At 63.1% G+C, this 23,771-nt stretch carries 18 protein-coding genes and 2 pseudogenes; 15 read left to right on the top strand and 5 right to left on the bottom strand.

Going from position 1 to position 23,771, the window contains the following annotated elements; genetic code table 11:
* Positions 1–339 (bottom strand): annotated as a pseudogene (locus RMP09_RS11550) (Tn3 family resolvase); the annotation flags it as partial.
* 241 nt (positions 340–580) lie between these two features.
* On the opposite strand from RMP09_RS11550, the pseudogene RMP09_RS11545 reads away from it, so the two are divergent.
* Positions 581–811, top strand: a pseudogene (locus RMP09_RS11545) (integrase); the annotation flags it as partial.
* A 2-nt stretch (positions 812–813) separates the two neighbouring features.
* Here RMP09_RS11545 and RMP09_RS11540 read toward each other — a convergent pair.
* On the bottom strand, positions 814–2,040 hold the full coding sequence (locus tag RMP09_RS11540; RefSeq protein WP_304781730.1) for a phenylacetate--CoA ligase family protein: 1,227 nt from the start codon (positions 2,038–2,040) through the stop codon (positions 814–816).
* A gap of 15 nt (positions 2,041–2,055) precedes the next feature.
* Positions 2,056–2,868 (bottom strand): enoyl-CoA hydratase/isomerase family protein, encoded by an 813-nt coding sequence (locus RMP09_RS11535; RefSeq protein WP_305688481.1) that lies wholly within the window; start codon positions 2,866–2,868, stop codon positions 2,056–2,058.
* A gap of 106 nt (positions 2,869–2,974) precedes the next feature.
* Here RMP09_RS11535 and RMP09_RS11530 point away from each other — a divergent pair, with 106 nt between their 5' ends.
* The 13 genes from RMP09_RS11530 to RMP09_RS11470 all read left to right on the top strand — a co-directional run bounded on the left by RMP09_RS11530 (position 2,975) and on the right by RMP09_RS11470 (position 17,932).
* On the top strand, positions 2,975–4,042 hold the full coding sequence (locus tag RMP09_RS11530) for a CaiB/BaiF CoA transferase family protein (protein ID WP_304751969.1): 1,068 nt from the start codon (positions 2,975–2,977) through the stop codon (positions 4,040–4,042).
* Between the two features lie 123 nt (positions 4,043–4,165).
* Complete coding sequence (locus tag RMP09_RS11525; RefSeq protein WP_304751971.1) at positions 4,166–5,404, top strand: thiolase family protein; 1,239 nt, start codon at positions 4,166–4,168, stop codon at positions 5,402–5,404.
* A gap of 26 nt (positions 5,405–5,430) precedes the next feature.
* Positions 5,431–6,192, top strand: coding sequence for an SDR family NAD(P)-dependent oxidoreductase (locus RMP09_RS11520; RefSeq protein ID WP_304751972.1), 762 nt, complete (start codon positions 5,431–5,433; stop codon positions 6,190–6,192).
* A gap of 106 nt (positions 6,193–6,298) precedes the next feature.
* Complete coding sequence (locus RMP09_RS11515) at positions 6,299–7,096, top strand: ABC transporter ATP-binding protein (protein WP_304751973.1); 798 nt, start codon at positions 6,299–6,301, stop codon at positions 7,094–7,096.
* Positions 7,093–9,060, top strand: a complete 1,968-nt coding sequence (locus RMP09_RS11510) for an AMP-dependent synthetase/ligase (protein WP_310566118.1) — start codon at positions 7,093–7,095, stop codon at positions 9,058–9,060. The genes RMP09_RS11515 and RMP09_RS11510 overlap by 4 nt, the downstream gene beginning before the upstream one ends.
* Positions 9,057–9,941 carry a branched-chain amino acid ABC transporter permease gene (locus tag RMP09_RS11505; protein WP_304751976.1) on the top strand — a complete coding sequence of 295 codons (885 nt, stop codon included), beginning with the start codon at positions 9,057–9,059 and terminating at the stop codon, positions 9,939–9,941. Before RMP09_RS11510 ends, RMP09_RS11505 begins: the two co-directional genes overlap by 4 nt.
* Positions 9,938–10,996 (top strand): branched-chain amino acid ABC transporter permease, encoded by a 1,059-nt coding sequence (locus tag RMP09_RS11500; protein WP_304751978.1) that lies wholly within the window; start codon positions 9,938–9,940, stop codon positions 10,994–10,996. The genes RMP09_RS11505 and RMP09_RS11500 overlap by 4 nt, the downstream gene beginning before the upstream one ends.
* 80 nt (positions 10,997–11,076) lie before the next feature.
* Positions 11,077–12,327: an ABC transporter substrate-binding protein gene (locus tag RMP09_RS11495; RefSeq protein ID WP_252374486.1), complete on the top strand. Its 1,251-nt coding sequence runs from the start codon at positions 11,077–11,079 to the stop codon at positions 12,325–12,327.
* Positions 12,328–12,387: 60 nt separating this feature from the next.
* The gene (locus RMP09_RS11490) at positions 12,388–13,176 is read left to right on the top strand and encodes an ABC transporter ATP-binding protein (RefSeq protein ID WP_137921307.1); all 789 of its coding nucleotides are present in this window, start codon (positions 12,388–12,390) and stop codon (positions 13,174–13,176) included.
* A 43-nt stretch (positions 13,177–13,219) separates the two neighbouring features.
* Positions 13,220–14,371: an acyl-CoA dehydrogenase family protein gene (locus RMP09_RS11485; protein WP_137921308.1), complete on the top strand. Its 1,152-nt coding sequence runs from the start codon at positions 13,220–13,222 to the stop codon at positions 14,369–14,371.
* A 94-nt stretch (positions 14,372–14,465) separates the two neighbouring features.
* Complete coding sequence (locus tag RMP09_RS11480; protein WP_137921309.1) at positions 14,466–15,200, top strand: TetR/AcrR family transcriptional regulator; 735 nt, start codon at positions 14,466–14,468, stop codon at positions 15,198–15,200.
* Positions 15,201–15,337: 137 nt separating this feature from the next.
* Complete coding sequence (locus tag RMP09_RS11475) at positions 15,338–16,432, top strand: IS5 family transposase (protein WP_310566117.1); 1,095 nt, start codon at positions 15,338–15,340, stop codon at positions 16,430–16,432.
* 402 nt (positions 16,433–16,834) lie between these two features.
* A complete protein-coding gene (locus RMP09_RS11470) occupies positions 16,835–17,932 on the top strand; it encodes a DNA-binding protein (RefSeq protein WP_310566116.1) in 1,098 nt (365 codons plus the stop codon).
* 18 nt (positions 17,933–17,950) lie between these two features.
* Here RMP09_RS11470 and RMP09_RS11465 read toward each other — a convergent pair whose 3' ends face one another.
* A complete protein-coding gene (locus RMP09_RS11465; protein WP_310566115.1) occupies positions 17,951–20,677 on the bottom strand; it encodes a [protein-PII] uridylyltransferase in 2,727 nt (908 codons plus the stop codon).
* Between the two features lie 49 nt (positions 20,678–20,726).
* The gene (map, locus tag RMP09_RS11460) at positions 20,727–21,557 is read right to left on the bottom strand and encodes a type I methionyl aminopeptidase (RefSeq protein WP_310566114.1); all 831 of its coding nucleotides are present in this window, start codon (positions 21,555–21,557) and stop codon (positions 20,727–20,729) included.
* A gap of 146 nt (positions 21,558–21,703) precedes the next feature.
* Between map and purL the strand changes: the two genes are divergently transcribed.
* Positions 21,704–23,771 (top strand): phosphoribosylformylglycinamidine synthase (purL, locus tag RMP09_RS11455; protein WP_310566113.1); only part of this gene is annotated, 2,068 nt, incomplete at its 3' end.

Raw genomic sequence — 23,771 nt, 5'->3', positions numbered from 1 at the left:
ATCGACCTGCTGGAGCATCGCCAGTTCCAGGGGCCGCGCGCGCTTTTCTGGCACGCTGTGAACGGAGCGAATGCCCTTGAGGACTTGGCGCACCAAGGCCGATTTGGTGGGATCGGGAAAGCCCTGGTCGTTGTGCCACCTTGACAGCGCCGCCAGCCGCTGGCGCAGGGTGTTGATGGACAGGGTAGCTGCGTGGTCGGCCAGGTAGCGGGCAATGGCATCAGCCGTGGAAGGCAGCAGGCCTTTCCATTCGATCTCGAAATGGCGGATGGCAGAAGCGTAGCTTCGGCGCGTGTTGTCGCGCTCGGCAGCCTCAAGGTATTGGGCAAGACGGGTCATTTGACTGTCGATTGCGTGTGCTTTTTTGAATATTGCCGCGTCTCAACGCAGAGATGGCGAACAGCAGTATGCAGGTGATCCAGCCGGGCTCGGCTCGTGCAGCACCACAAAGCCGAGCAGGAGCCGTAGAACCGGCGCATCACCGCCATGTCGCGGACGAAGACTACCTTGCGCTGCCCCGAACATCATCTTCGCTATCCAACTGTCTCCCACCATGGTGTAAATTCCTGCGCCCGGTCAGCCACGCCCGCCGCCGGTGGTGCTGAACTGCGACGAAGTCGCTCGTCTGATCGCAGCTGCACCGAACCCCAAGTATCAAGCGGCGCTTTCCGTGGCCTATGGGGCCGGACTGCTCGCCAGCGATGTTTGCGCGTTGAAGGACACCGATATCGACGGTGAACGCATAACGCTGCGCGTGGAGGAAGGCAAGGACCTCTATGCCTTGCTCTCGCCCGTGCAGCTTGAGCGGCTGAGCTATGCGTATTTCCGATCGACCAGCACAGGTGCATCAATGACCAGATCGTCGGCGGATATCCATTCGACGGCGTCCAGCTTCAAACGGGTGCGTTGCTTGAAGATCTCATGAAGAGCCTTCTCGACCGTAGCCGCGTCAACGCCCGGATGCAAGACGCCGCGCAGGGTGACCGTCTCGCGGTGTTCCTGCTTCGTGACCACCACTTGAGCGCGCTGCATATGCGGAACCTGCATCAACACCTCCTCGACGTTGCGTGGATAGATGAAGATCTCTCGGGCCTTTACAGCCTGTCCGACCCGACCTTTCAAGAGACTGATGTGGCTCACAAAGCCATCGGCTGATGCGACACTTCCACTCGCCACATCGCCGGTGCCAAAACGCACGAGGGGCCAGCCACGGTCCAAGGTGGTGACCACGATCTCACCGGTTTCGCCCAAGGGCAACGGGGTGCCCGTTTGCGGGTCGCAAATCTGGACCAGCCTTTCCGGCTGCACGGCGTAGCCCTCCTGACCCGTTTCCTCGTAGCCGATGAGGCCGAAGTCGCCGGTGGCGTACGCAGAAAAGATCTTGATGCCGTACCTCGTCTCAAGCGCACGCCGCTTGCCCATCCAGTCACCCATTTCCCCACCGAGCAGCGCCGACTTGACCTTCCAGGCGCCGGGAAGCTGGTGGCCCATGTGCTCCAGGGTGTTGACCAGCGTGACGAAGAAGGCGGTGGAGGCGCAGATGCAGGTGACACCCAATTCCAGGATCAGTTGGGCCTGCTGTTCGGCGCCCCCCGGGCCGCAGGGGATGACGGTGGCGCCCGTGGCCACGATGCCTTGGTCGAGCAGGACACCTGCGGGCACCAAGTGGTACGACCAGGTGTTCAGCACACGGTCCTGGGGACCGATGCCCGCACGCCGGAAGCCGTGGGAAAAACCGTGACCGTCTTGATCGTCGTTCAACTGTGGCTCGTAGATGGGGCCAGGTGACACAAAAATGCGCCGTATCGCCGCTTCGTCGGCGGCCAGGAAACCGCCAAAAGGCGGCGCCTTGCGCTGAAGGTCCAGCAGCGCGTCCTTGCTCGTGACGGGCAGGCGCGCCAAGTCGGCCGCACTGCGGATGTCCTGCGGCGTCATGCGCGCGCGCTCGTAGATGTCGCGGATGGCGGGCGCTCGGTCGTAGGCGTTTTGCTGCGCCGCGCGCAGCGCGTCGAGTCGATCCAGCGGCAAGGCATGTGTCATGGCCAGTCTCTCCGTCTATTGACCGATGAATCGCGGTGCGCGCTTCTCTTCGAATGCCAACAAGCCTTCGCGCTGGTCGGCGCTGTGCGAGTGCACCTCCGACGCGAGCAGTTCCAGACGCAACGCCGTCTCGACTGGTTGTTGCAGGCCATCATCGACCAGCGCCTTCATGCGCCTCAAGCCCAATGGGCTCTTGCTGGCGATCTTGTCCACAAGCGCTTGCGTGGCCGCTTCCAGTTCATCGGGATCGACCACCTGGTTGACCAACCCGGCTTCCACCAGCTCGTCGGCGCTGAGAAACTCACCGGTGAAAAGCAGGTACTTCGCGCGTGTGGGTCCTATGACGCGGGGCAGCCGCACCGAGCCACCTCCGCCGGGCAGCAAGCCGTAGTTGGCATGGGCATCGCCGATCTTTGCGCCGCGAGCGGCAAGCACCAGGTCGCAGCAGAGCACCAACTCGAGGCCACCGGCTAGGGCCAGTCCATTGAGCGCGGCGATCACCGGCTTGGGGAAGCTGTCCAGCCGGTTCATCGTGGCCAGGACGCTGTCGAGAAACAGACGAGGGCCGTCCGATCCCGATTGCGATCGGACGTACTTGAGATCGGCCCCGGCGCAGAAGGCCCGACCTGTGCCGGTGAGGACGACCGCCCGCACGTCCTGGTTCCCCTCGGCGTCGCTCAGGGCCTGATCGATGCCGCTGAGCACCTCCGGCGTGAGGGAGTTCATCGCCTCCGGCCGATTCAGGCGGATCCACATGGCACCTTTTCGAACATCCACGACAACAGCGGGTGGTGGCATTTGTTCTCTTTCCATGGCTTGATTTTTCATGAGTAGATTCTGCGATTCAACCGAGGGATCGGTTGTTGGGGATTTCCATTACTACAAAGTCGTCTAAGTTACTTTACAGTAAAAATGAATCAACCAGAAGAGCACCATGAGCCATCAGATTGCATCGCGTGGATCTCCGCTGAAGCGGGTCAAGGTCGTTGAGTTCGAGGGCATTGGACCAGGGCCGCTGGCCGGCTTGCTGCTCACGCAATTGGGGGCGGAGGTCACCATGGTGGCGCGTCCGAGCCCCGGCGACTTGCCGAAGGATCTGACGCCGCGCGAGGATGGTTTGCTGTCTCGCGGCAAGCGCCGAGTAGTCCTGAACCTGAAACAGGAAGACGACCGCACCCGGGCGCTTGAGATCGTCGCGGCCAGTGACGGATTGATCGAAGGCAACCGTCCGGGCGTCATGGAGCGCCTGGGCCTCGGACCGGATGTCTGTGGGCAACTGAACCCGCGTCTCGTGTACGGGCGCATGACCGGTTGGGGTCAGGACGGGCCGCTGGCGCAGGCCGCCGGGCACGACATGAACTATGTGGCGCTTACCGGCCTGATGTCGCTGACGGAGCGTCCTGGCCACCCACCCATGCTGCCTCCCACTGTGTTGGGTGATGCGGCGGGTGCGCTGGGTTTCGCGCTGGGCATGGTGTCGGGGTTGCTCGCGGCCAGGGAGAGTGGGCAGGGCTGCGTGGTGGATGGCGCCATAGTGGACGTGCTGGCGATGTTGTCCCCGCTGGTGCAAATCATCAGCGCCTCTGGAGGTTTTGATCCGGGTGTGCCCAGTGTTTTCCACGACTCGCCCTTCTACGACCGGTACATCTGCGCAGACGGCCGCTACATCACCGTGGGGGCTATTGAGCCCCAGTTCTACGCGCTGCTCCTGCAGCGCCTGGGTCTGACCGATGTCGTGTTGTCCGATCAGATGAACCGGTCTACATGGCCGGCGCTGAAAGCGCGAATGACCGCTCTTTTTGCATCGCACCCCAGTGCCCATTGGACGCAAATTCTGGAACGTACGGATGCCTGCTATGCGCCGGTTTTGAACCTGACCGAGGCAGCCGCACACCCCCACAACGTGGCGCGTGGCTTGTACCGCGTGACGCCGGGTGGCGATATCGAGACGGCGAGGGGATTGCGCTTCCTTGCACTGACCGATCGAGCCGCCGACGTCTGATCGGATGTCGGGATTTCCCTAGTGCTTCGACATCAATTTTACTCTACAGTAAAACACCTTTATAAATAGTAGATTGGCGTCAACGAGGCGCTTTCCCATAGGCCCGCTTAGAGGAGAAATGCATTGGAAGACATCTATGTCATTGGTGTGGGAATGACCCCGTTTGGTCGCCATCTGGACAAGGACATCAAGCAGATGACGCGCGAGGCGACCAAGGCGGCGCTGGTGGATGCCGGGATCCGGCAAGAGGACCTGCAAGCGGCCTTTTTCGGCAACACCTCCCAAGGTCACATGGAGGGCCAGCACATGATCCGCGGGCAGATTGCATTGCGCGCTATGGGGATCGGTCGCATTCCCGTGGTCAACATCGAAAACGCCTGCGCCAGCGGATCGTCCGCGTTCGTGTTGGCATGCAACCATGTTCGTGCGGGTGCGGGCGATGTGGCCTTGGCTATCGGCGCGGAGAAGATGTTCACCCCGGACAAGCAGAAGATGTTCTCGGTCTTCGACAGCGCCTGGGATCTGTCGCGGGCCACCGACATCCGCGAAGAGCTGATGAAGCTCGGGCGCGATGTGGCGGTTCCGGAAGGCTCGACCTCTCCCCGGCCCTACAGCGTGTTCATGGATGTGTACGCGGCCTTCGCGCGCTCCCACATGCGCACTTTCGGCACTACGCAACGGCAGCTGGCGGCCGTCTCGGCCAAGAACCACGCGCATTCGGTCCACAACCCACTGTCGCAATACCAAGTGTCGTACAGCATTGACGACGTGCTGACAGCGCCACCGATCACCTACCCGCTGACCTTGCCGATGTGCTCGCCTGTGTCGGACGGCGCCGCCGCGGTCATCGTGTGCAACCGGTCTGCGCTCAAGCGGTTGAACATCGACGCGAGCCGGGCAATCCGGGTGCTGGCCGCTGTGGTTCAAAGCGGCTCCGCGCGCAATGAGGAAGACGTTGCCAACCATTGCACGGCGCTGGCCGCGCGGCGGGCGTATGAGTTGGCCGGCGTGGGGCCGGACGACATCTCCGTGGCCGAAGTCCACGACGCCACTGCCATGGGGGAAATCATCCAGTCTGAAAACCTGGGCTTCTGCGAGTTCGGCCAGGGGGGTGTGATCGCCGAGCGGGGCGACACCCGCATCGGTGGGCGCATTCCCATCAACCCCTCGGGAGGCCTGGAGTCGAAGGGGCATCCGGTTGGTGCGACGGGCTTGGCGCAGGTGCACGAGCTGGTGACCCAGCTTCGCGCGGAAGCCGGCGCGCGGCAAGTCGAAGGCGCCCGCATCGCATTGGCCGAAAACGGCGGCGGCCTTGAGGGCATCGAGGAAGCCGTTGCCTGCATCTCCATCCTGGCGCGCTGAGCGCCTCACCGAAAGAAGAGACAAGCATGGACATCAAGAACACGGTTGCGTTGGTGACTGGTGCGGGTTCGGGGCTCGGCCTGGCGACCTGCAAGGCCCTGGTCGATGCGGGCGCCAAGGTGGTGGCGGTCGACGTGGATGATGACCGCCTGATGCGCGAGATGGTCCCGTTGGGTGACAGCGTGCGTGCGCTGAAAACGGATGTGGCCAACGACGCCAGTGTGAAAGCTGCCGTCGAGTTCGCGGTCAACACGTTTGGGGCGTTACATGTGGCGGTGAACTGCGCGGGCATCCTCGGCCCTTGCAAGACCTTGTCCAAGGGCGAGCTGTTTCCGCTGGACCTCTGGAACCGCGTGATCGGTGTCAACTTGACCGGCACCTTCAACGTCATCCGGCACGCCGCCTTAGCCATGTCGCAGAACGACGCGAACGCGGATGGCGAGCGTGGCGTGATCGTCAACACATCTTCAGGTGCAGCCTGGCAGGGGCAGATGGGTCAGGCCGCCTACAGCGCCAGCAAGGCGGCAGTCATGGGGTTGACCCTTCCGGTGGCGCGAGACCTGGCGCAGCACGGCGTGCGAGTCGTCGCGCTCGCCCCCGGCTTGTTCGAGACCGGCATGTCGGCAGGCATGCCGACTAAGGTGGCGCAAAACATTATCGAGAAAGTCATCCTGTTCCCGAACCGCATGGGGCAGGCGCCAGAGTTCTCGGCGCTGGTCCGTCATGTGGTGGAGAACGCCTATCTGAACGCCACCACGCTGAGCATCGATGGCGGGGCACGGCTCTGACGGTATCGGACATGGCAGCCCGAACAGAACACCATCACGAGACCCTACAACGGTCCGAACAAGGAGAATCGATGGACATGATCCCACCCGTCAAGGGGCACGCGTCATGATTGCAACCACCAGTGTCAGCCCGGACGGTGTGGTGCTCTCGGCTCGCAACCTGTTGCTGCAGTTCGGTGGAATCGTCGCGCTTAACGATGTGTCCATCGATGTGCGCAAGGATGAGCTGCTGGCCATCATCGGTCCGAATGGCGCAGGGAAGTCCTCGCTCATGAATTGCCTGAGCGGTTTTTACCGTCCCAAGAAGGGCGACATCACGCTAGGCGGGCTGAGCGTTCGCAACATGGCGGTCCACGAAGTCGCGGGCCAAGGCTTGGCCAGGACCTTTCAGGGCACGCACATTTTCTCCGGCATGACGGTGGTCGAGAACCTGATGGTGGGCCGCCACATGCACATGCGCTCGAACCTGGCGCAGTCGTTCCTCTACTTCGGCGCCGCTAGGCGAGAAGAGGTGGTCCATCGGGAAGTGGTGGAGGAAATCATCGAGTTCCTGGAGATCGAGGCCATCCGCCATGCACCAGTGGGCAGCCTCGGCTACGGACTTCGCAAACGCGTGGACTTGGGTCGGGCGCTGGCCCAGGACCCCCGGATCCTGTTGATGGACGAGCCCATGGCCGGCATGAACGCGGAAGAAAAGGAAGACCTCGCGCGCTTCATTCTGGACGTGCGCGAAGCCAAACGGATTCCGGTCGTGCTGGTGGAGCACGACATGGGCGTGGTGATGGATCTGGCAGACCGCATTGCGGTGCTGGACTTCGGTCGAAAGATCGCAGAGGGAACCCCCAAGGAGATCCAGGCCAACCCGGCCGTCATGAAGGCCTATCTCGGGGAGGGCGGGCAATGATGCTCAAGATCGAAACACTGCCGCAACTGTTGCGACGCCACGCGGACGCCACACCCGAGCGGCTGTCTCAGCGCCACAAGCAGCGCGGCATCTGGCGTGAATACACCTTTGCGGAGGTGGAGCGCAATGTGCTGGAGCTGGCACTGGGTCTGCACCACATGGGCGTGCAGCGCGGCGCGACGGTGGCGATCATTGGCGAGAACGAGCCGCAGCACTACTGGGCGGAGTTCGCGGCGCACGCGCTGGGCTGCAAAGTGGTCTCCCTGTATCCGGATCTGACGGCGGACGAAGTGCAGTATTTGCTGGAGGACAGCGAGACGGTCTGCCTCTTCGCCCAGGACCAGGAACAGGTGGACAAGGGCCTGGACGTCAAGGGCAAGCTGGCGCTGCTTCGCCATGTCGTGTACTGGGATGACACAGGCATGTGGTCCTACAACGACCCGATCCTCAGCACCTTCAAGTCGGTGCAGCAGCAAGGGCTTGAGCGGGATGCGCAGGACCCTCGGCTGTACCGTTCGTTGGTCGCGAAGGGTTCGCCCGATGATGTGGCGGTGCTGTCCTACACCTCGGGGACCACGGGCAAACCCAAGGGGGTGGTGCTCACGCACCGCTTCCTGATCGACAACGCGCAGCGCCTGATCCATGCCACCGATGCGAAACCGGGCATGGAGTATCTGAGCTACATCGCGCCTGCCTGGGCCACCGAGCAAATCAACGGGATCTCTGCGGGCCTGGGGCTGCCCATGGTGGTCAACTTCCCGGAAAGCCCCGAGCAGGTGCTGGCCAACATCCGCGAGCTCGCCGTCGAGGCCATGACCTTCGCTCCGCGTCAATGGGAAAGCATGGCCTCCTCGGTGCAGGCCCACATGCTGGACGCTGGGCCCCTGCGGCGTGCCGTCTACGAATGGGGTATGAAGGTGGGGCACGCCTTCAACGTCGGTCGCCTGGATGGCAAGCCGATCGGCTGGCTGGATCGCCTGCAATTCCCCTTGGCCGAAGCTCTGGTTCTGCGGCCGTTGCGTGACCAGTTGGGGCTGACCCGGCTGCGCATTGCCAGTTGCGGTGGTGCCACCATGGCACCCGACGTGTTTCGTATGTTCCATGCCATGGGCGTGTCCTTGCGGAACATCTATGGCTCCACTGAAACCGGCTTGCTCACATGCCACCAGAGTGATCGCTTCGACCTTGAGACCGTAGGGCACTGGATGCAGGCGCACCCAGAGGCCGGTGCTCCCCTTGAATGGCGGGTGAGCTCGGACGGCGAACTCCAGATCCGTGGTGGAAGCCCTTTTCTGGGCTACTACCGACGGGAAGGGTCGGTCGAGTCCAAGGTCAAGGACGGCTGGTTCTACACCGGTGACGCCGTGACCAAGACCGACCGCGGTGAGCTGGTTTTCCTAGAACGGCTGTCGGATTTGAAGCGACTTCGCAGTGGCGAGACCTTTCCGCCCCAGTTCGTCGAGACGCGTTTGCGGTTCAGCCCTTTCATCAAGGACATCATGACCGTGGGAGATGAGGGGCGCGACTTCGTGGCTGCACTCATCAACATCGACATGGCAGTCCTGTCGCGCTGGGCCGAGGACAAGCGAATTGGTTTCTCGACCTTCACCGACCTTTCGCAGCGCCCCGAGATCGCGGTCTTGATCCGCCAGGAAATTGCGCGGGTCAACCGGTTTTTGCCACCCCATGCACGGGTGCAGCGGTTCGCCAACTTTCCCAAGGAACTGGATCCCGACGAAGGCGAGCTGACGCGTTCGCGCAAGCTGCGGCGCGAGTTCTTGGAGGAGCGTTACGGTGCCTTGATCCAGGGCTTGTACGACGGTTCCCGGGAAGTACATATCGACATACCTGTGACTTACCAGGACGGGCGTCGAAGCAACTTCAACGCGCAGGTATTCATTCACGATGCTGACGGATTCAGTTTGAACACTTCGACCGAACCCCATCGCAGGAGGCACGCATGAGCGATTTTCTGAACTACCTGGTCAACGGCGCGTTGTCCGGTCTTCTCTATGCCCTTATCGCGATGGGCTTCGTGGTGATCTACCGCGCATCCAAGGTGTTCAACTTTGCACAGGGCGAGCTGGTGGTCTTTGGTGGCTACATGGTGTGGTGGACCATCATTCAGATGGGCATGCCGGTGTGGATCGGGTTGCCGGTGGCCTTCGCCAGCGCGGCGATCTTCGGCTTGATGATCGAGCGCATATTTTTCGCGCGACTCGTGGGCGAGTCGGTGTTCTCGATGGTGATGGTGACGATCGGCCTGTTGATCTTGATTCGAGGCATCGTCCTGGTGCTCTTTGGTCCGCAGGTCCGCGCGTTCCCGATCATCTTTCCGCTGGAACCCATCATCCTCGGCGATGTGGTGATCTCCCGCTCGCTTCTGTATGGCGGCATCCTGACCATCGTCATTGGCCTTGGCCTTTCTTGGTTCTTCAACCGGACCCGCGTGGGCTTGACGATGACCGCCGTGGCCGAAGATCACCAGGTGGCGATGTCAATGGGAATTTCGGTGCAGCGCTCAATCGCATTCGCCTGGATGCTGGGAGCCGTTCTCTCGACGCTGGGCGCCATGGTGCACCTGAGCGGTCGGTCGATCAACATGATGAGTTCCGACATCGGTCTGGCGGCGCTGCCAGTGGCCTTGCTCGCCGGCTTGGAATCGCTTGCCGGACTGCTGCTGGCCGGCGTTCTGGTCGGTGTCATCCAGGGGCTGGCGTCGGCCTACCTTGATCCGTTGGTGGGCGGGGCACTGGGCTCTGTCTTTCCTTTCATCATCATGCTTTTGATGTTGTTGATCCGTCCCACCGGCATGTTCGGCTGGAAAACCATTGAAAGGGTATGAGCATGGATCCCGCAGGTGTTTTCGCAACGTCGTTTGACCAAGACCAGGCGCTGGTCCGCACGCGAAGTCAGGCCGTGACGCTGGGCTTGTTCGTTATGTTCATGTTCGCTCTGCCGTGGATCGCCGACGCCCGTTCGGTGGCGGTGATGACGTCGATGCTGATCACCGCCGTGGTGGTGATCGGGTTGCAGATCAACACCGGTCTTGCCGGTCAGATCAACCTGGGCCAAGCGGCGTTCATGGGCGCGGGCGCGTACGCCACCGCGCTGCTAGCGACGAAGGGCGGTATGCCGTTCTGGATCGCGCTGCCAGTCGGTGGTGTGTGCGCCGCCTTGTTCGGTCTGATTTTTGGACTGGCTGCCGTCCGGATCAAGGGTTTCTATCTGGCGTTGACGACGATCGCGGCACAAATCCTGTTCCATTTCATGGTGCTGAACTTGCCCGCTGCCTGGATGGGTGGCTCCAACGGCATCACGGTCGAACCGGCGCGGCTGTTCGGCTGGGCGCTCGACACCGATGCAGCCGTCTACTACCTGTGTCTGGTGGTCGCCTGCATCATGATCGCGGGCGCCTATGGCGTGGCGCGCAGCCGCCATGGCCGGATCTTTGCCGCTGTTCGGGATGACGACGTCGCCTCCGGAATGATGGGCATCGACGTAGTGCGGACGAAGGCATTGGCTTTCCTGCTGGGCGCCTTCTACGCGGGCATCGGCGGCGGTTTGTGGGCGTACTACGTGCGCTTCGTCTCGATCGACCAGTTCACACTGATCCACTCTATCTGGTTCATCGCCATGGTCATTGTGGGCGGCATGGGATCGGTGACCGGCGCGCTGATTGGCGTATTCGTCATCCGGTTTGCTCAGGAATTCTTCACCAGCGTGGGCCCCTCCCTGGTTGAGAACTTCTCGTTCCTGAGTGGCGACGTGGTCTTCGCCGCGCTGAACATATTTCTGGGCGGCATCATCGCCGGCTTTCTGATTTTTGAGCCGCGTGGATTGATGCACCGGTGGAACATCCTTAAACGTTCCTACCGCATGTGGCCTTACCCCTACTGATGCCGAAACTTGCGGCCGTCCGCTGCGCTGGAGGACGGTTGATTCGTGTTGGACAGCGTGATCAAAACCAGGAGACTTGTGTGACTACAAAAAATGAATGTCTGTCGGCCTTCGCCCGTGTGGCGCGATGCGGTGCTTTGGCCGCCGGTGTGTTTGGTTTGGCGGGAGCCGCCCAAGCACAGACCACCTACAACGTCGCTGGCTTGGCGGACTTTACCGGTCCGTTTGCCGATGTCATGAAAGACATGACGGGTTGCCGAAAAGGCGTTCTCGACTGGTGGAGCGATGAGGTGGGCAAGGCGCAAGGCGTGGCACTTCGCGTCAAGGAATACGACACGCGCTACGACGTGGCGCAGGTGGCCAGTCTGTGGCCCGGCATCAAGTCAGAACTGGACCCCGTGGCCATTCTGGGTATCGGCGGCTCGGATGCGGCGGCCCTGCAGCAGCGATTACCCAATGACAAGGTGCCTCAGGTCCTTGCGACCGCCGGTTATGGCTTCGCGTGGAAGAGCGACAGCTGGGTGTTCAACGCCCGGGCCACCTATCCGCACGAGGCGGCGGCGTTCTACACCTGGTTGCAGAAGAAATCGGGCTCCAGCGCACCCATCAAGGTCGGTGTGATCTCTTCCGAAGTGTCCCCGGCTTATGTGGATATCCACAAGGGCATCGAGAAGTTCGCGAAAGACAACCCCAAGATCTTGGAGGTCGTGGAGACGGTCTACACCGAAGCCCAACCCACCGACCTGACCCAGCAAGTGAACCGGTTGATTCGCAAGGGCGCGACCGTGCTTCAAGTCTTCAACAACACGGCCTCCGTCGTGGCGACTCGTCGAGCCCTGCAAAGCCTTGGAAAGACCAACATCCCGATCGTCATGTCGGCCCACAATGGGTTGATTTCGTCGGGCAAGGCCTTGGGCGGTCTAGAGCAGATGGAAGGCAACTACGAGGTCTACGGGATGGCCATGCCCACGGAAGATCCGACCACGGCGCGGGCATTCTTCGAGAAGCTGCGCACCAAGTACAAGGCACAGGTCAGCTACACCTCAGCCTGCATCATGGGCATGAGCCAAGGCCTTATCGTGGCCAGAGCCTTCGAGCAGGCGGTCAAGATCAAGGGTGTCAAGGACGTCAAGGGGGAAGACGTCCGGGCGGCGCTGCTGTCGACGCCGATGCCGAGCGAACGCAGCTTCGGTGTGCTGCCCAATATCCAATATAGCAAAGACGCGCCGTTCCCCACCGAAGGCATGGCAGTCAACATCGGTACTGTTGAAAAGGGCCATTACAAGCTCCTTGAGCAGAGCGTCCCCGTGCCTGTGCTGAGCAAGTGGTAACTGCAACCCGGCGTGGATACGGTTCGTTCGGGATCCACGCCAACCCAACCGGAGACACTTGTGCTTGAACTGAACAACGTTGAGGTGTTGTACAGCGATGTCATTCTCGCTGTAAAAGGCATTTCAGCCAAAGTGCCTGCTGGGCAGTGCGTGACCTTGCTGGGCGCGAACGGTGCTGGAAAGAGCACCACGCTGAAGGCCATTTCGAACCTGATCAAGACCGAAGACGGTCGCGTGACGGCAGGCGCCATCACCTTTGATGGTGTCGACATCGCGGGGGGAAATCCGGCCGCCCAGGTCCAGAGGGGGCTGGTACACGTCATGGAAGGTCGCAAGGTTCTGCGCCACATGACGGTGGAACAAAACCTGGTGGTCGGCGGGCACATGGGCAATGGGCGCGATGCCAAGGAACTGCTTGACGAGGTGTACGGCCGTATCAAGCGGCTCGCCGCATTGCGCAACCGTACCGCGGGCTATCTGTCCGGGGGTGAGCAGCAGTTGCTGGTGATCGGGCGTGCTCTCATGGCCAGACCGAAGCTGGTCATGATCGATGAACCCTCGCTCGGCTTGGCGCCGCTTATGGTGGAAGAGGTCTATGGCTTGCTGTCTGAACTCAAGGCCAGTGGCCTGACACTGCTGATCGTCGAGCAGAACACGCGCGTCGCGCTGGAGCTGGCCGACTACGGCTACGTGATGGAAAGCGGCCGGGTCGTGCTCGAAGGCCCATCGGTCAACCTCAAGAGCAACGAGGACGTGCGCGAGTTCTATTTGGGTCTGACGGTGGACGGTGAGCGCAAGAGCTTCAGGGACATGAAACATTACCGCCGCCGAAAGCGGTGGCTGGGCTGATGGGCACGTGCCCCGCAGGATCGACAACATTCAAGGATGAGCGATGACGAGCGTTTCCAATGCATTTTTGAGCGAACAGGAAGTGATGATCCGGGAGTCGGCCCGTCGCGTGGCCAGCGAAGTGGTGGCCAGCACTGCGGCGGAACGTGACCGCAGCAGCGCCTGGCCCTACGATGAAATCCGCGCTGTGGCCGAGGTTGGCTTCATGGGGATGCTGGCGCCACAGGCCTATGGCGGCGCCGGGCTGTCGTTCGTGGAGTACTGTCTGGCGATCGAGGAGTTCGCCGCGGCGGACGGTGGTTTTGCGACCCTGATGCATGTGCACAACTCGTCCGCGCACGTGCTCCGATCGTTTGGCACCGAGGAGCAGATGCAGTTGTACCTGCCCGAGTTGGCCAGCGCCCAACGCATTGGGGCTTTTCTGTTGTCGGAGCCGCATGCCGGTTCCGACACTGCAGCCATCCGCACCACGGCCAAGCGCGATGGTGACAGCTATGTGCTCAATGGAAGCAAGCAGTGGATCTCCAACGGCAGCGAGGCCGGCTTTGCCCTGGTGGTCGCCGCCACGGGAGCACCGGGCGCTCGCGACCGCTTCAGCTTGTTCATCGCGGACCCGAAGGACCCGGGCTACGAATGCCTTCGAATCGAAAACAAGCTGGGCCAGCACACGGCGCACACCGCCCAGATTCAGCTGGACAACTTGCGTGTGCCGGCGAAGAACATGATTGGCGAGGAAGGGCGCGGTTATGGCAAGGCCCTCTCGTTGCTGTCCGACGGCCGTATCGCGATCGCAGCGCTGTCCATTGGCATTGCCCGCGCTGCCCTGGAAGCCGCGATCCGGTACGCGAAGGAGCGTGAGGCCTACGGAAAACCGATCGCCGAATTACAGGCCATCAGCTTTGACCTGGCGGACATGGCCACGCAGATTGACGTGGCGCGCCAGTTCATGTTGTATGCGGCGCGTTTGACGGATGCGAAGCTTCCGTCCATCAAAGAGGCCGCGATGGCCAAGTTGTTCGCCAGTGAAATGGCGGAGAAGGTCTGTTCCGCTGCGCTTCAGGTGCACGGTGGCTATGGGTACGTGAACGATTTCCCTGTCGAGCGCTACTACCGCGACGTGCGGGTGACGAAGATCTACGAGGGGACCAGCCACATTCAACGGCTGATCATCGCCCGGCAGATACTGGCGGGTTGACGCACGCTCGGACGCTTAGCTCTGTGATTTTGCCTGTCCGATATCATCGAAACTCAGCCCTTCTCCGGGCAAACGCGCACAGGACACTGCAAGAATGAGCACGCAAATCGACGCCAAGCCGAAGCCGCGACCCCGTGGCCCGGCCAAACGCCTGGCCAAGGGAGTGAAGTGGAACAACGCGGTCGGCGGCGCGGACGAGCAATACCAACTCAAGAAGCAGGCGGTCATTGCGGAGGCGTCTCGCACGTTCGGCCGCCACGGGTACAAGAACGTGTCCCTGGACGAAATTGCCGCCGCGCTCAACGTCACGAAGCCTGCGCTCTACTATTACTTCAAGAACAAGCAGGAACTGATCTACGAGTGCCACGAGCTGTCGATGAGGCTCGGAGACCAGGTCCTGAAAGATGCCATTGCCTCGGAAACAACGGGGTATGAACGCATCGCGACCTTCATCAAGAACTACATCTCACTGCTGACCGACGAAATGGGGGCCCCCGCCATCCTCCACGACTTCTCGGCGATGACGGCGGCGGATCAGAAGAAGATCACCGCGAGGCGCCGCAAGTTCGATCTGGAGTTGCGCCAGGTGTTCGAGGATGGCGTTCGAGACGGGTCCATCGCGCCGTGCGATGCCAAGCTGGCGGTGTTCTGGTTCATGGGGGCCGTCGGCGGGATTTCCCAGTGGTTCCACGCAGAAGGTCGCCTGCGTGGCGATGAGGTTGCCGACATTTTCATCGGGCTGCTGGCCCATGGCATTCGTCCGGTTGCGTCCGGCAAGACGGGGACGGTGGCGAGGACGAAATCTTCTGATAGGCCAGGGTCCGCTTGAGATGCGCCGGATTGGCCGATTCCTCGGTGGGCAATGAGGAAATGGCTTCGTACTTTCCCACCTAGCAGGCTGCTGAAATACTTCGACGCAAGCCCCGTGACTTGATCCAGACGAAGGCGTAGGCAGGACAATGCGGCATGCGCGGATCCGACACCTTCACCGAAAGCCTGTTCAGCATCAAGAAACTCGATGACTTCGTGCCGGCGATGCACCCGCTGCGAGCCATTCGCGCGATGGTCAACGACGCACTCGTCGAGCTCGAAGATCTGTTTGCAGGCATGTATGAAGACGCCGGCAAGGGCGGGCGTCCCAGCATCGCCCCGCAGAAGCTGCTGCGCGCGATGCTGCTGCAGGTTCTGTACTCGGTCCGCTCGGAGCGCTTGCTGATGGAGCAGGTGCAATACAACCTGTTGTTTCGCTGGTTCATTGGGCTGTCGATGGAAGACAGCGTCTGGGTGCCTACGGTGTTCAGCAAAAACCGCCAGCGGCTGATTGAGCACGACGCGGTGGTTGCGTTCTTCAACCAGGTGCTCGCGCAGGCCCAGCGCCGGAACTGGTTGTCCAAAGAACACTTCAGCGTGGACGGCACGCTGATCCAGGCCTGGGCCAGCCACAAGAGCTTTGTGCCCAAGGACGGCGATGGAGGTGGTAGCGGTGGCAGCGACTTCCGCGGCCGCCCGCGCAGCAACGACACCCACGAATCCAAGAGCGATCCGGACAGCCGGCTGTACCGCAAGGGCAAGACCGCCAGCGAAATGCGCTTCATGGGGCACACGCTCATGGAGAACCGCAACGGCTTGATCGTCAATGCCATGGTCACGCAGGCCGATGGTTATGCCGAGCGCGTAGCGGCCAAGGAGATGATCAACGACGTGCGGCAGGCCAACCCAGAAGCGGCCATCACCCTGGGCGCAGACAAGGGGTACGACGCGGCGGAGTTTGTCGGTGAGTTGCACCGACTCAAGGTTGCACCGCACGTGGCGCAGAACAAATCAGGGCGGCGCTCGGCGGTGCCCGATGAGATTGCCCAGACCGCAGGCTATGGCGCGTCGATGCAATGTCGCAAACGCATCGAGCAAGGCTTCGGATGGGCCAAGACGATCGGTCAGGTGCGTCAAGTGATGGTGCGTGGGACCAAGAAAGTCGCTCAGCTGTTCGTGCTGAACATGGCCGCCTACAACCTCGTGCGCATGCGTTCACTGGGACAGGTCCGTCTGCAGGGTGCGCGATGAGCGCATAAAGCCGAAAACCGGCGCTTGCGCGGGTCGAATCGAGCTCCAAACGCGTATTCAGACCCTCACGAACGACCAAGGCACCGACATCACGATTCCAGTGACGCCAACCCGGGTTCAGCCCTTGGTATTTCAGCAGGCTGCTAGCAGCCGTGCCCCCATGCGTGCGGTTACAGCGTTGTTGTGCGCGAACGCGACGGGGTGAGTTTCCGCGGCGCAGCAGCAGGTCTGATCGCGTTACGCCTTACCCGCGCCACATCTAAATCGACCCCCAAACCAGCATCACATTGGATAATCTGCCATTACCCAGTGTGATATTTACTAAGATCTATGATTTATTGACCTCTTAAATAGTATGTAATATCATGGTACATACTACAGTACGAAATAACGAGGTGAACCATGGCCCGAGCCGGAATCTACAAGTCTGAAGTGCTGCGTGCCCGCGATAAATTGCTGGCCGCAGGGCGCAATCCGTCCATCGATGCGGTGCGCGAAGAGCTGGGCAGCGGCTCCAAAACCACGATCCATCGCTACCTGAAGGAGATCGAGGAAGAGGAAGGGCCAGCCACCGGCAGCCGCGTAGCCGTCAGCGAGGCAATCCAGGACCTGGTGGGTCGCCTAGCCGCCCGCGTCAATGAAGAAGCGGAAGAGCGGGTCACCACGGCGCAGGCCAAGCACGCCGAGCAGCTGAGCCAACAGCAGCAAGCCGTCGCGGCCCTGAAATCCGAGGCGCTGGCCACGCGCCAGCAGCTGGAGCAAACCCAGCGGGCCCTGGCCGACGAAAAAAACGCTCACGGCAAAACCAGCGAAGCTCTGAGCCGCAAGACCCTGGAAAACACTCAGCTCGTCCAGCAGGTGGCCGACCTGCAGGAGCGCCTCGCGGCCGAAGAGCGCCATCGCCAATCCCTGGAAGAAAAGCACCAGCATGCGCGCCAGGCGCTGGAGCATTTCCGGCAATCCACCAAGGAGCAGCGCGACCAGGACCAGCGCAAGCACGAGCAGCAGGTGCAGTACCTGCAGGCCGAGTTGCGCACCGTGAACGAGACCTTGGCCACCAAGCAGCAGGAAGCCGTCCATACCCTTCAGGAAAACGCACGCCTCCTGGGCGATTTGTCGCGCGCCCAGGGCGATCTGCACCAGGCTCAGGAAGAGGTGCGAGGCCTGCGGCCGCTCAAGGATGAACTGGGGTTTGCGCAAAGGCGCTCCGAGGAATTGGGCCGGCGCCTGGTTGAGCAGGACGCGGCCGTCCAGCAGCTCAGCACTTCCAAAGAGCAGTTGCAGGCCAAGGTCGACGAGCTGCTTTCCGCCAAACAACAGCTGGAACTGGCGCTGGCGACGGCCAGGTCATCCGTCACGGCCCAGGAGCAGGTCGTGGCCAGCATGCTTGAGCGCTTCAGTACGCCGGCGACTGGCCCTAATTTGGTTGCGAACCCGGTTGAAGAGGCCGGTCGTCCAGGGAAGAGAGAGTCGAAAAAGTCAACGGGGACAGGCACTTAAGCCTGTTTCTGCTGGGTTTTACATGAATCCCTGCCGACCCTCTTCCAGCGTCTCCAGCAGTTCGGTCTCGATCTGAATCTGGCGCTTGTTGACCTGCAGTTCGGGGCCGCTGATGAGGAAGGTGTCTTCCACCCGTTCGCCCAGGGTGCTGACCTTGGCCAGCTGCACGCTGATCTGGTGCTGGGCCAGCACGCGCGAGATGCAGTAGAGCAGGCCGGCGCGGTCGCTGGCGGACACCGTCAGCAGCCAGCGCTGGGCCTTGTCGTCGGGCCGCAGGTCCACCCGTGGGGTGACGGGGAAGCTCTTGACCCGGCGCGAGAGCCGGCCCTTGCTGGGCATGGGCAGGGGGCCGCGTTGGTCGATGGTGCGGGCCAGGTCGTTTTCGACCATGGCGATCAGTTCGCGGTAGTGCTCCGACAGCGTGGGCGTGACGACCTGGAAGGTGTCCAGCGCCCAGTTGCTGCGGGTGGTGTGCACGCGGGCGTCCAGGATGCTGAAGCCGGCGTTGTCGAAATAGCCGCAGATGCGGGCGAACAGGTCGCTCTGGTCGGGGGCGTACACCAGCACCTGCAGGCCTTCGCCTTCGGTGGACAGTCGGGCTCGCACGATGCAGGCCGGTGGGGTTGCGTCTTCAGCGCTGGGGTCGGCGTCGGGCGCTTCGGGCTGGCCCGCAGCGGCGCGGGCGTTGAGCGCCAGCTGGCGCGTGAGCACGCGGGTGTGCCAGGCGATTTCGTCGGCCTGGTGGCGCATGAAGTAGCTCACGTCCAGCGTCTCCCACAGGGCCTTGTGCGCCATGTGGGGCAGGGCGTGCAGGGCCAGTTGCGACAGGGCTTCGCGTTTGCGGGCCTCGATTTCGGCGCCCGGGTCGGGCGCGCGGCCGCCCAGCGTGCGCAGGGTGTAGCGGTACAGGTCTTCCAGCAGCTTGCCTTTCCAGGCGTTCCAGACCTTGGGGCTGGTGCCGCGGATGTCGGACACCGTCAGCAGGTAGAGCGCGGTGAGGTAGCGTTCGTTGCCCACGCGCTGGGCGAAGGCGTGGATCACGTCCGGGTCGCTCAGGTCTTCCTTCTGCGCGATGCGGCTCATGGTCAGGTGTTCGGACACCAGAAACTCGATGAGTCTGGCGTCTTCGCGGTCAATGCCGTGCTGGCGGCAGAAGCTGCGCACGTCCTTGGCGCCCAGGTCGGAATGGTCGCCGCCGCGGCCCTTGGCGATGTCGTGGAACAGGGCCGCGATGTAGAAGATCCAGGGTTTGTCCCAGCCGGCGGCCAGTTGCGAGCAGAACGGGTATTCGTGCGAGTGGTCGGCGATGAAGTAGCGCCGCACGTTGCGCAGCACCATGAGGATGTGCTGGTCCACCGTGTAGACGTGGAACAGGTCGTGCTGCATCTGGCCCACGATGTGGCGGAACACCCAGAGGTAGCGGCCCAGCACCGAGGTCTGGTTCATCAACCGCATGGCGTGGGTGATGCCCTCGGGCTGCTGCAGGATCTGCAGGAAGGTGGCGCGGTTGACCGGGTCGTTGCGGAACTTGGCGTTCATCACCGGCCGCGCGTTGTACAGCGCGCGCAGGGTGCGCGCCGACAGACCCTTGATGCCCACCGTGGTCTGGTAGAGCAGGAAGGTTTCGAGGATGGCGTGGGGCTGCTGGATGTAGAGGTTGTCGCTCGCCACCTCCAGCATGTTGGCCTTGTCGAAGAAGCGTTCGTTGATGGGGCGCAGCTGCTGCGGGCCCTGTTCGTCGCTGTTCAGGCGCTCTTCGATGTTGAGCAGCAGGATCTGGTTGAGCTGGGTCACCGCCTTGGCCGCCCAGTAGTAGCGCTTCATCAGCTGTTCGCTGGCGCGGCGTGCGGTGCGGGCCGTGGGCGCGTGGTGCGGGTCGCTGCCAACGGGGGTGATGACGGCCGGCACCTGCGCCTTGAAGCCGAAGGACTCGGCCACCGCGTTCTGCAGGTCGAACACCAGGCGGTCTTCGCGCCGGTGGGCCAGCAGGTGCAGGCGCGCGCGGATCAGGGTCAGCAGCGCCTCGTTGGCCTTGATCTGGCGCGCCTCCAGCGGCGTGGCCAGTCCTTTGCGGGCCAGCTCGTCCCAGCTGCGGCCCAGGCCGGCGGCCTTGGCCACCCACAGGATGATCTGCAGGTCGCGCAGCCCGCCGGGCGATTCCTTGCAGTTGGGCTCCAGCGAGTAGGGCGTGTTCTCGAACTTGGTGTGGCGCTGGCGCATTTCCAGCGTCTTGGCCACGAAGAAGGCCTTGGGGTCCATGGCCTCGGCCAGGCGCTGCACCAGCTGGCTGAACTGCGCCTTGGCGCCGGTGATGAGCCGGCACTCCAGCAGCGAGGTCTGCACCGTCACGTCCTTGGACGCCTCTTCCACGCATTCGCCGATGCTGCGCACGCTGGAGCCGATTTCCAGCCCCAGGTCCCAGCAGGCGCCGATGAAGCCTTCCAGCCGCTCCTTCAGCGCTGCGTCGGTTTCGGGCGAAGCGCCGTCGGGCAGCAGCACCAGCACGTCCACGTCGGAGCTGGGAAACAGTTCACCGCGGCCGAAACCGCCCACGGCCAGCAGGGCAAAGCCGGGGCCGAAACCGCTGCGTTCCCACAGGGCGCGCAGGGTCTGATCGGTCAGGCGCGAGAGTTTCTGCAGCGCGCTGCGCACGCCGCGGGTGGACGAGCCCTGAACGCCCAGGTCGGCGAGCAGGGCGGCCTTGTCGCTGCGGTAACGCAGCCTCAGTTCGTTGAGATCGCCCATGGCGGCAAAGTGGCTGCGAGAAAGGGAAGCCGGAGAGCCCGCGACGGGCTCAGACCGCCGGGGTGGCGGTGGTGGTCACGAAGTCCGGCACCGGCGGGCTGCCGGCGGACAGGGTGAGCACCTCGTAGCCCGTGGGGGTGACCAGCACCGTGTGTTCCCACTGGGCCGACAGGGACCGGTCGCGCGTGACGATGGTCCAGCCGTCGCCCATTTCCTTGATGTCGCGCTTGCCGGCGTTGATCATGGGCTCGATGGTGAAGGTCATGCCGGGCTTGAGCTCTTCCATGGTGCCGGGGCGGCCGTAGTGCAGCACCTGCGGTTCTTCGTGAAAACGCTGGCCGATGCCGTGGCCGCAGAACTCGCGGACCACCGAATAACCCTTGCCTTCGGCATAGGTCTGGATGGCGTGGCCGATGTCGCCCAGGCGGGCGCCGGGCTTGACCAGCACGATGCCCTTCCACATGGCTTCAAACGTCACCTGGCACAGGCGCCGGGCCTGCACGGTGGCGGCGGCGTCGCCACCGATGAGGAACATGCGGCTGTTGTCGCCGTACCAGCCGTCCTTGGTGATCACGGTGACGTCCACGTTCAGGATGTCGCCCTTCTTGAGCGGCTTCTCGTTCGGGATGCCGTGGCACACCACCTGGTTGATGGAGGTGCACAGGTGGCCGGGGTAGGGCGGGTAGCCGGACGGCTGATAGCCCACGGTGGCCGAGCGCGTGCCCTGCTGCTGCATGTATTCGGCCGAGAGGCGGTCGATTTCCAGTGTGGTCACGCCCGGCTGGATGAACGGGGTCAGGTAATCCAGCACTTCGGAGGCCAGGCGGCAAGCCTCGCGCATGCCCGCAATGCCGGCTTCGTCTTTGATGGTGATGCTCATGGGCGCGGATTATCCCATCGGGCTGCTGGCCGGGTGGTGCGTCGGGCCATGCCGGCACAGGCGTCGCGGGTAAAATTCCGGGTTTCCCCCATCGCTCCGGGCCGTTCCGCGCCCAGCAGCTTCAACCCGTCCCAAGGCCACCCACCGTGACCCTGCACCTGCGCTTTTTTGACGGCGGCAACGCCGTCAGCGACTTCAAAGTCCAGCAACTCCTGCCCCGTCTGCAGGGCATCTCCGACAAGATCACGGGCCTCTCCGCCCGCTTCGTGCACCTGGCGTCGTTCGACGCCGCGCCCGATGCCGCCACGGTCGAGCGCGTGGGCCAGCTGATGAGCTATGGCGAACCCGCCACCGATACGCACCTGGCGGCTGAAAAAGCCGGCGCTCCCGCGCTGCTGGTGATGCCGCGCCTGGGCACCGTGTCGCCCTGGGCGTCCAAGGCCACCGACATCGCGCACAACTGCGGCCTGGCGCTGCACCGCGTCGAGCGCCTGGTTGAATTCCGCATCGGCCTGAAGAGTGGTCTGCTGGGCAAGGCCAGCCTGAGCGAAGACCAGCTGCGCGCCGTGGCCGACGCGCTGCACGACCGCATGACCGAGGCCGTGACCACCGAACGCAGCCAGGCTGAGGCGCTGTTCACCGAACTGCACCCCGCACCCATGGAGCATGTGGACGTGCTGGGCGGTGGCCGCGCGGCGCTGGAAAAAGCCAACACCGACTGGGGCCTGGCCCTGGCCGACGACGAGATCGACTACCTGGTCAACGCCTTCAACGGTCTCAAGCGCAACCCGACCGACGTCGAGCTGATGATGTTCGCGCAGGCCAACAGCGAACACTGCCGCCACAAGATCTTCAACGCGCAGTTCACCATCGACGGCGTGGCGCAGGACAAGAGCCTGTTCGGCATGATCCGCCACACGCACCAGACGAGTCCGCAACACACCATCGTGGCGTACTCGGACAACGCCTCCATCATGGAAGGCCACCAGCTGGAGCGCTTCGTGGCCCGTGCCGGAGCCGACGCCTCGCCCGCCTACCAGGCCGAGGCAGCGCAGCACCACATCCTGATGAAGGTGGAAACCCACAACCACCCGACCGCGATTTCCCCGTTCCCCGGCGCCTCCACCGGCGCGGGTGGTGAGATCCGCGACGAGGGCGCGACCGGCCGCGGCTCCAAGCCCAAGGCCGGCCTGACCGGCTTCACCGTCTCCAAGCTCTGGGGCGGCCTGAGCGACCAGCCGGGCGGCAAGCCCGAGCACATCGCCAGCCCGCTGCAGATCATGACCGAGGGCCCGCTGGGCGGCGCGGCGTTCAACAACGAATTCGGCCGACCCAACCTGCTGGGCTACTTCCGCGAGTACGAGCAGGACGTCGGCGGCGTGACCCGCGGCTACCACAAGCCCATCATGATCGCGGGCGGCCTGGGCCAGATCGACGCGACGCAAACGAAGAAGATCGATTTCCCGGCTGGTTCGCTGCTCATCCAGCTCGGCGGCCCGGGCATGAAGATCGGCATGGGTGGCGGCGCCGCCAGCTCCATGGCCACCGGCACCAACGCCGCCTCGCTGGACTTTGACAGCGTGCAGCGCGGCAACCCCGAGATCGAGCGCCGCGCGCAGGAGGTCATCAACCACTGCTGGGCGCAGGGCGACAACAACCCCGTGCTGTTCATCCACGACGTGGGCGCGGGCGGCCTGTCCAACGCCTTCCCCGAGCTGACCAACGACGCCGGTCGCGGTGCGCGCTTCGACCTGCGCGCCGTGCCGCTGGAAGAGAGCGGCCTGGCGCCCAAGGAAATCTGGTGCAACGAGAGCCAGGAACGCTACGTGCTGGCCATCGCGCCGGAGTCGCTGGAGCAGTTCAAGGCCTTCTGCGAGCGCGAGCGATGCCCGTTCTCGGTCGTCGGCGTGGCGACCGAAGAGCGGCATCTGTCGCTGGTCGATGAAGGCAACGAATCGCCCGTCGACATGCCCATGGACGTGCTGCTGGGCAAGCCGCCCAAGATGCACCGCGACGTCAAGACGGTGCAACGCAGCTTCCTGCCGATGGACCTCACCGGCGTGTCGCTGGAAAAGGCCGTGATCGACGTGCTCAGCCACCCGACCGTCGCCTCCAAGCGCTTCCTGGTCACCATCGGCGACCGCACCGTGGGCGGCCTGTCGCACCGCGACCAGATGGTCGGCCCCTGGCAGGTGCCGGTGGCCGATTGCGCCG

This window comes from Hydrogenophaga sp., assembly GCF_031426985.1.
GTDB lineage: Bacteria > Pseudomonadota > Gammaproteobacteria > Burkholderiales > Burkholderiaceae_C > Hydrogenophaga.
The sequence above is the reverse complement of the archived record's forward strand: the minus strand, read 5'-3'. Positions and strand labels throughout refer to the sequence as shown.

Coding starts and splice junctions, on each gene's coding strand:
- RMP09_RS11485 (WP_137921308.1), top strand. CDS start 13,220: ATGACGAGCGTTTCCAATGCATTTTTGAGCGAACAGGAAGTGATGATC.
- RMP09_RS11470 (WP_310566116.1), top strand. CDS start 16,835: ATGGCCCGAGCCGGAATCTACAAGTCTGAAGTGCTGCGTGCCCGCGAT.
- RMP09_RS11510 (WP_310566118.1), top strand. CDS start 7,093: ATGATGCTCAAGATCGAAACACTGCCGCAACTGTTGCGACGCCACGCG.
- RMP09_RS11480 (WP_137921309.1), top strand. CDS start 14,466: ATGAGCACGCAAATCGACGCCAAGCCGAAGCCGCGACCCCGTGGCCCG.
- RMP09_RS11515 (WP_304751973.1), top strand. CDS start 6,299: ATGATTGCAACCACCAGTGTCAGCCCGGACGGTGTGGTGCTCTCGGCT.
- RMP09_RS11520 (WP_304751972.1), top strand. CDS start 5,431: ATGGACATCAAGAACACGGTTGCGTTGGTGACTGGTGCGGGTTCGGGG.
- map (WP_310566114.1), bottom strand. CDS start 21,557: ATGAGCATCACCATCAAAGACGAAGCCGGCATTGCGGGCATGCGCGAG.
- RMP09_RS11540 (WP_304781730.1), bottom strand. CDS start 2,040: ATGACACATGCCTTGCCGCTGGATCGACTCGACGCGCTGCGCGCGGCG.
- RMP09_RS11500 (WP_304751978.1), top strand. CDS start 9,938: ATGAGCATGGATCCCGCAGGTGTTTTCGCAACGTCGTTTGACCAAGAC.
- RMP09_RS11475 (WP_310566117.1), top strand. CDS start 15,338: ATGCGCGGATCCGACACCTTCACCGAAAGCCTGTTCAGCATCAAGAAA.
- RMP09_RS11465 (WP_310566115.1), bottom strand. CDS start 20,677: ATGGGCGATCTCAACGAACTGAGGCTGCGTTACCGCAGCGACAAGGCC.
- RMP09_RS11535 (WP_305688481.1), bottom strand. CDS start 2,868: ATGAAAAATCAAGCCATGGAAAGAGAACAAATGCCACCACCCGCTGTT.
- RMP09_RS11505 (WP_304751976.1), top strand. CDS start 9,057: ATGAGCGATTTTCTGAACTACCTGGTCAACGGCGCGTTGTCCGGTCTT.
- RMP09_RS11530 (WP_304751969.1), top strand. CDS start 2,975: ATGAGCCATCAGATTGCATCGCGTGGATCTCCGCTGAAGCGGGTCAAG.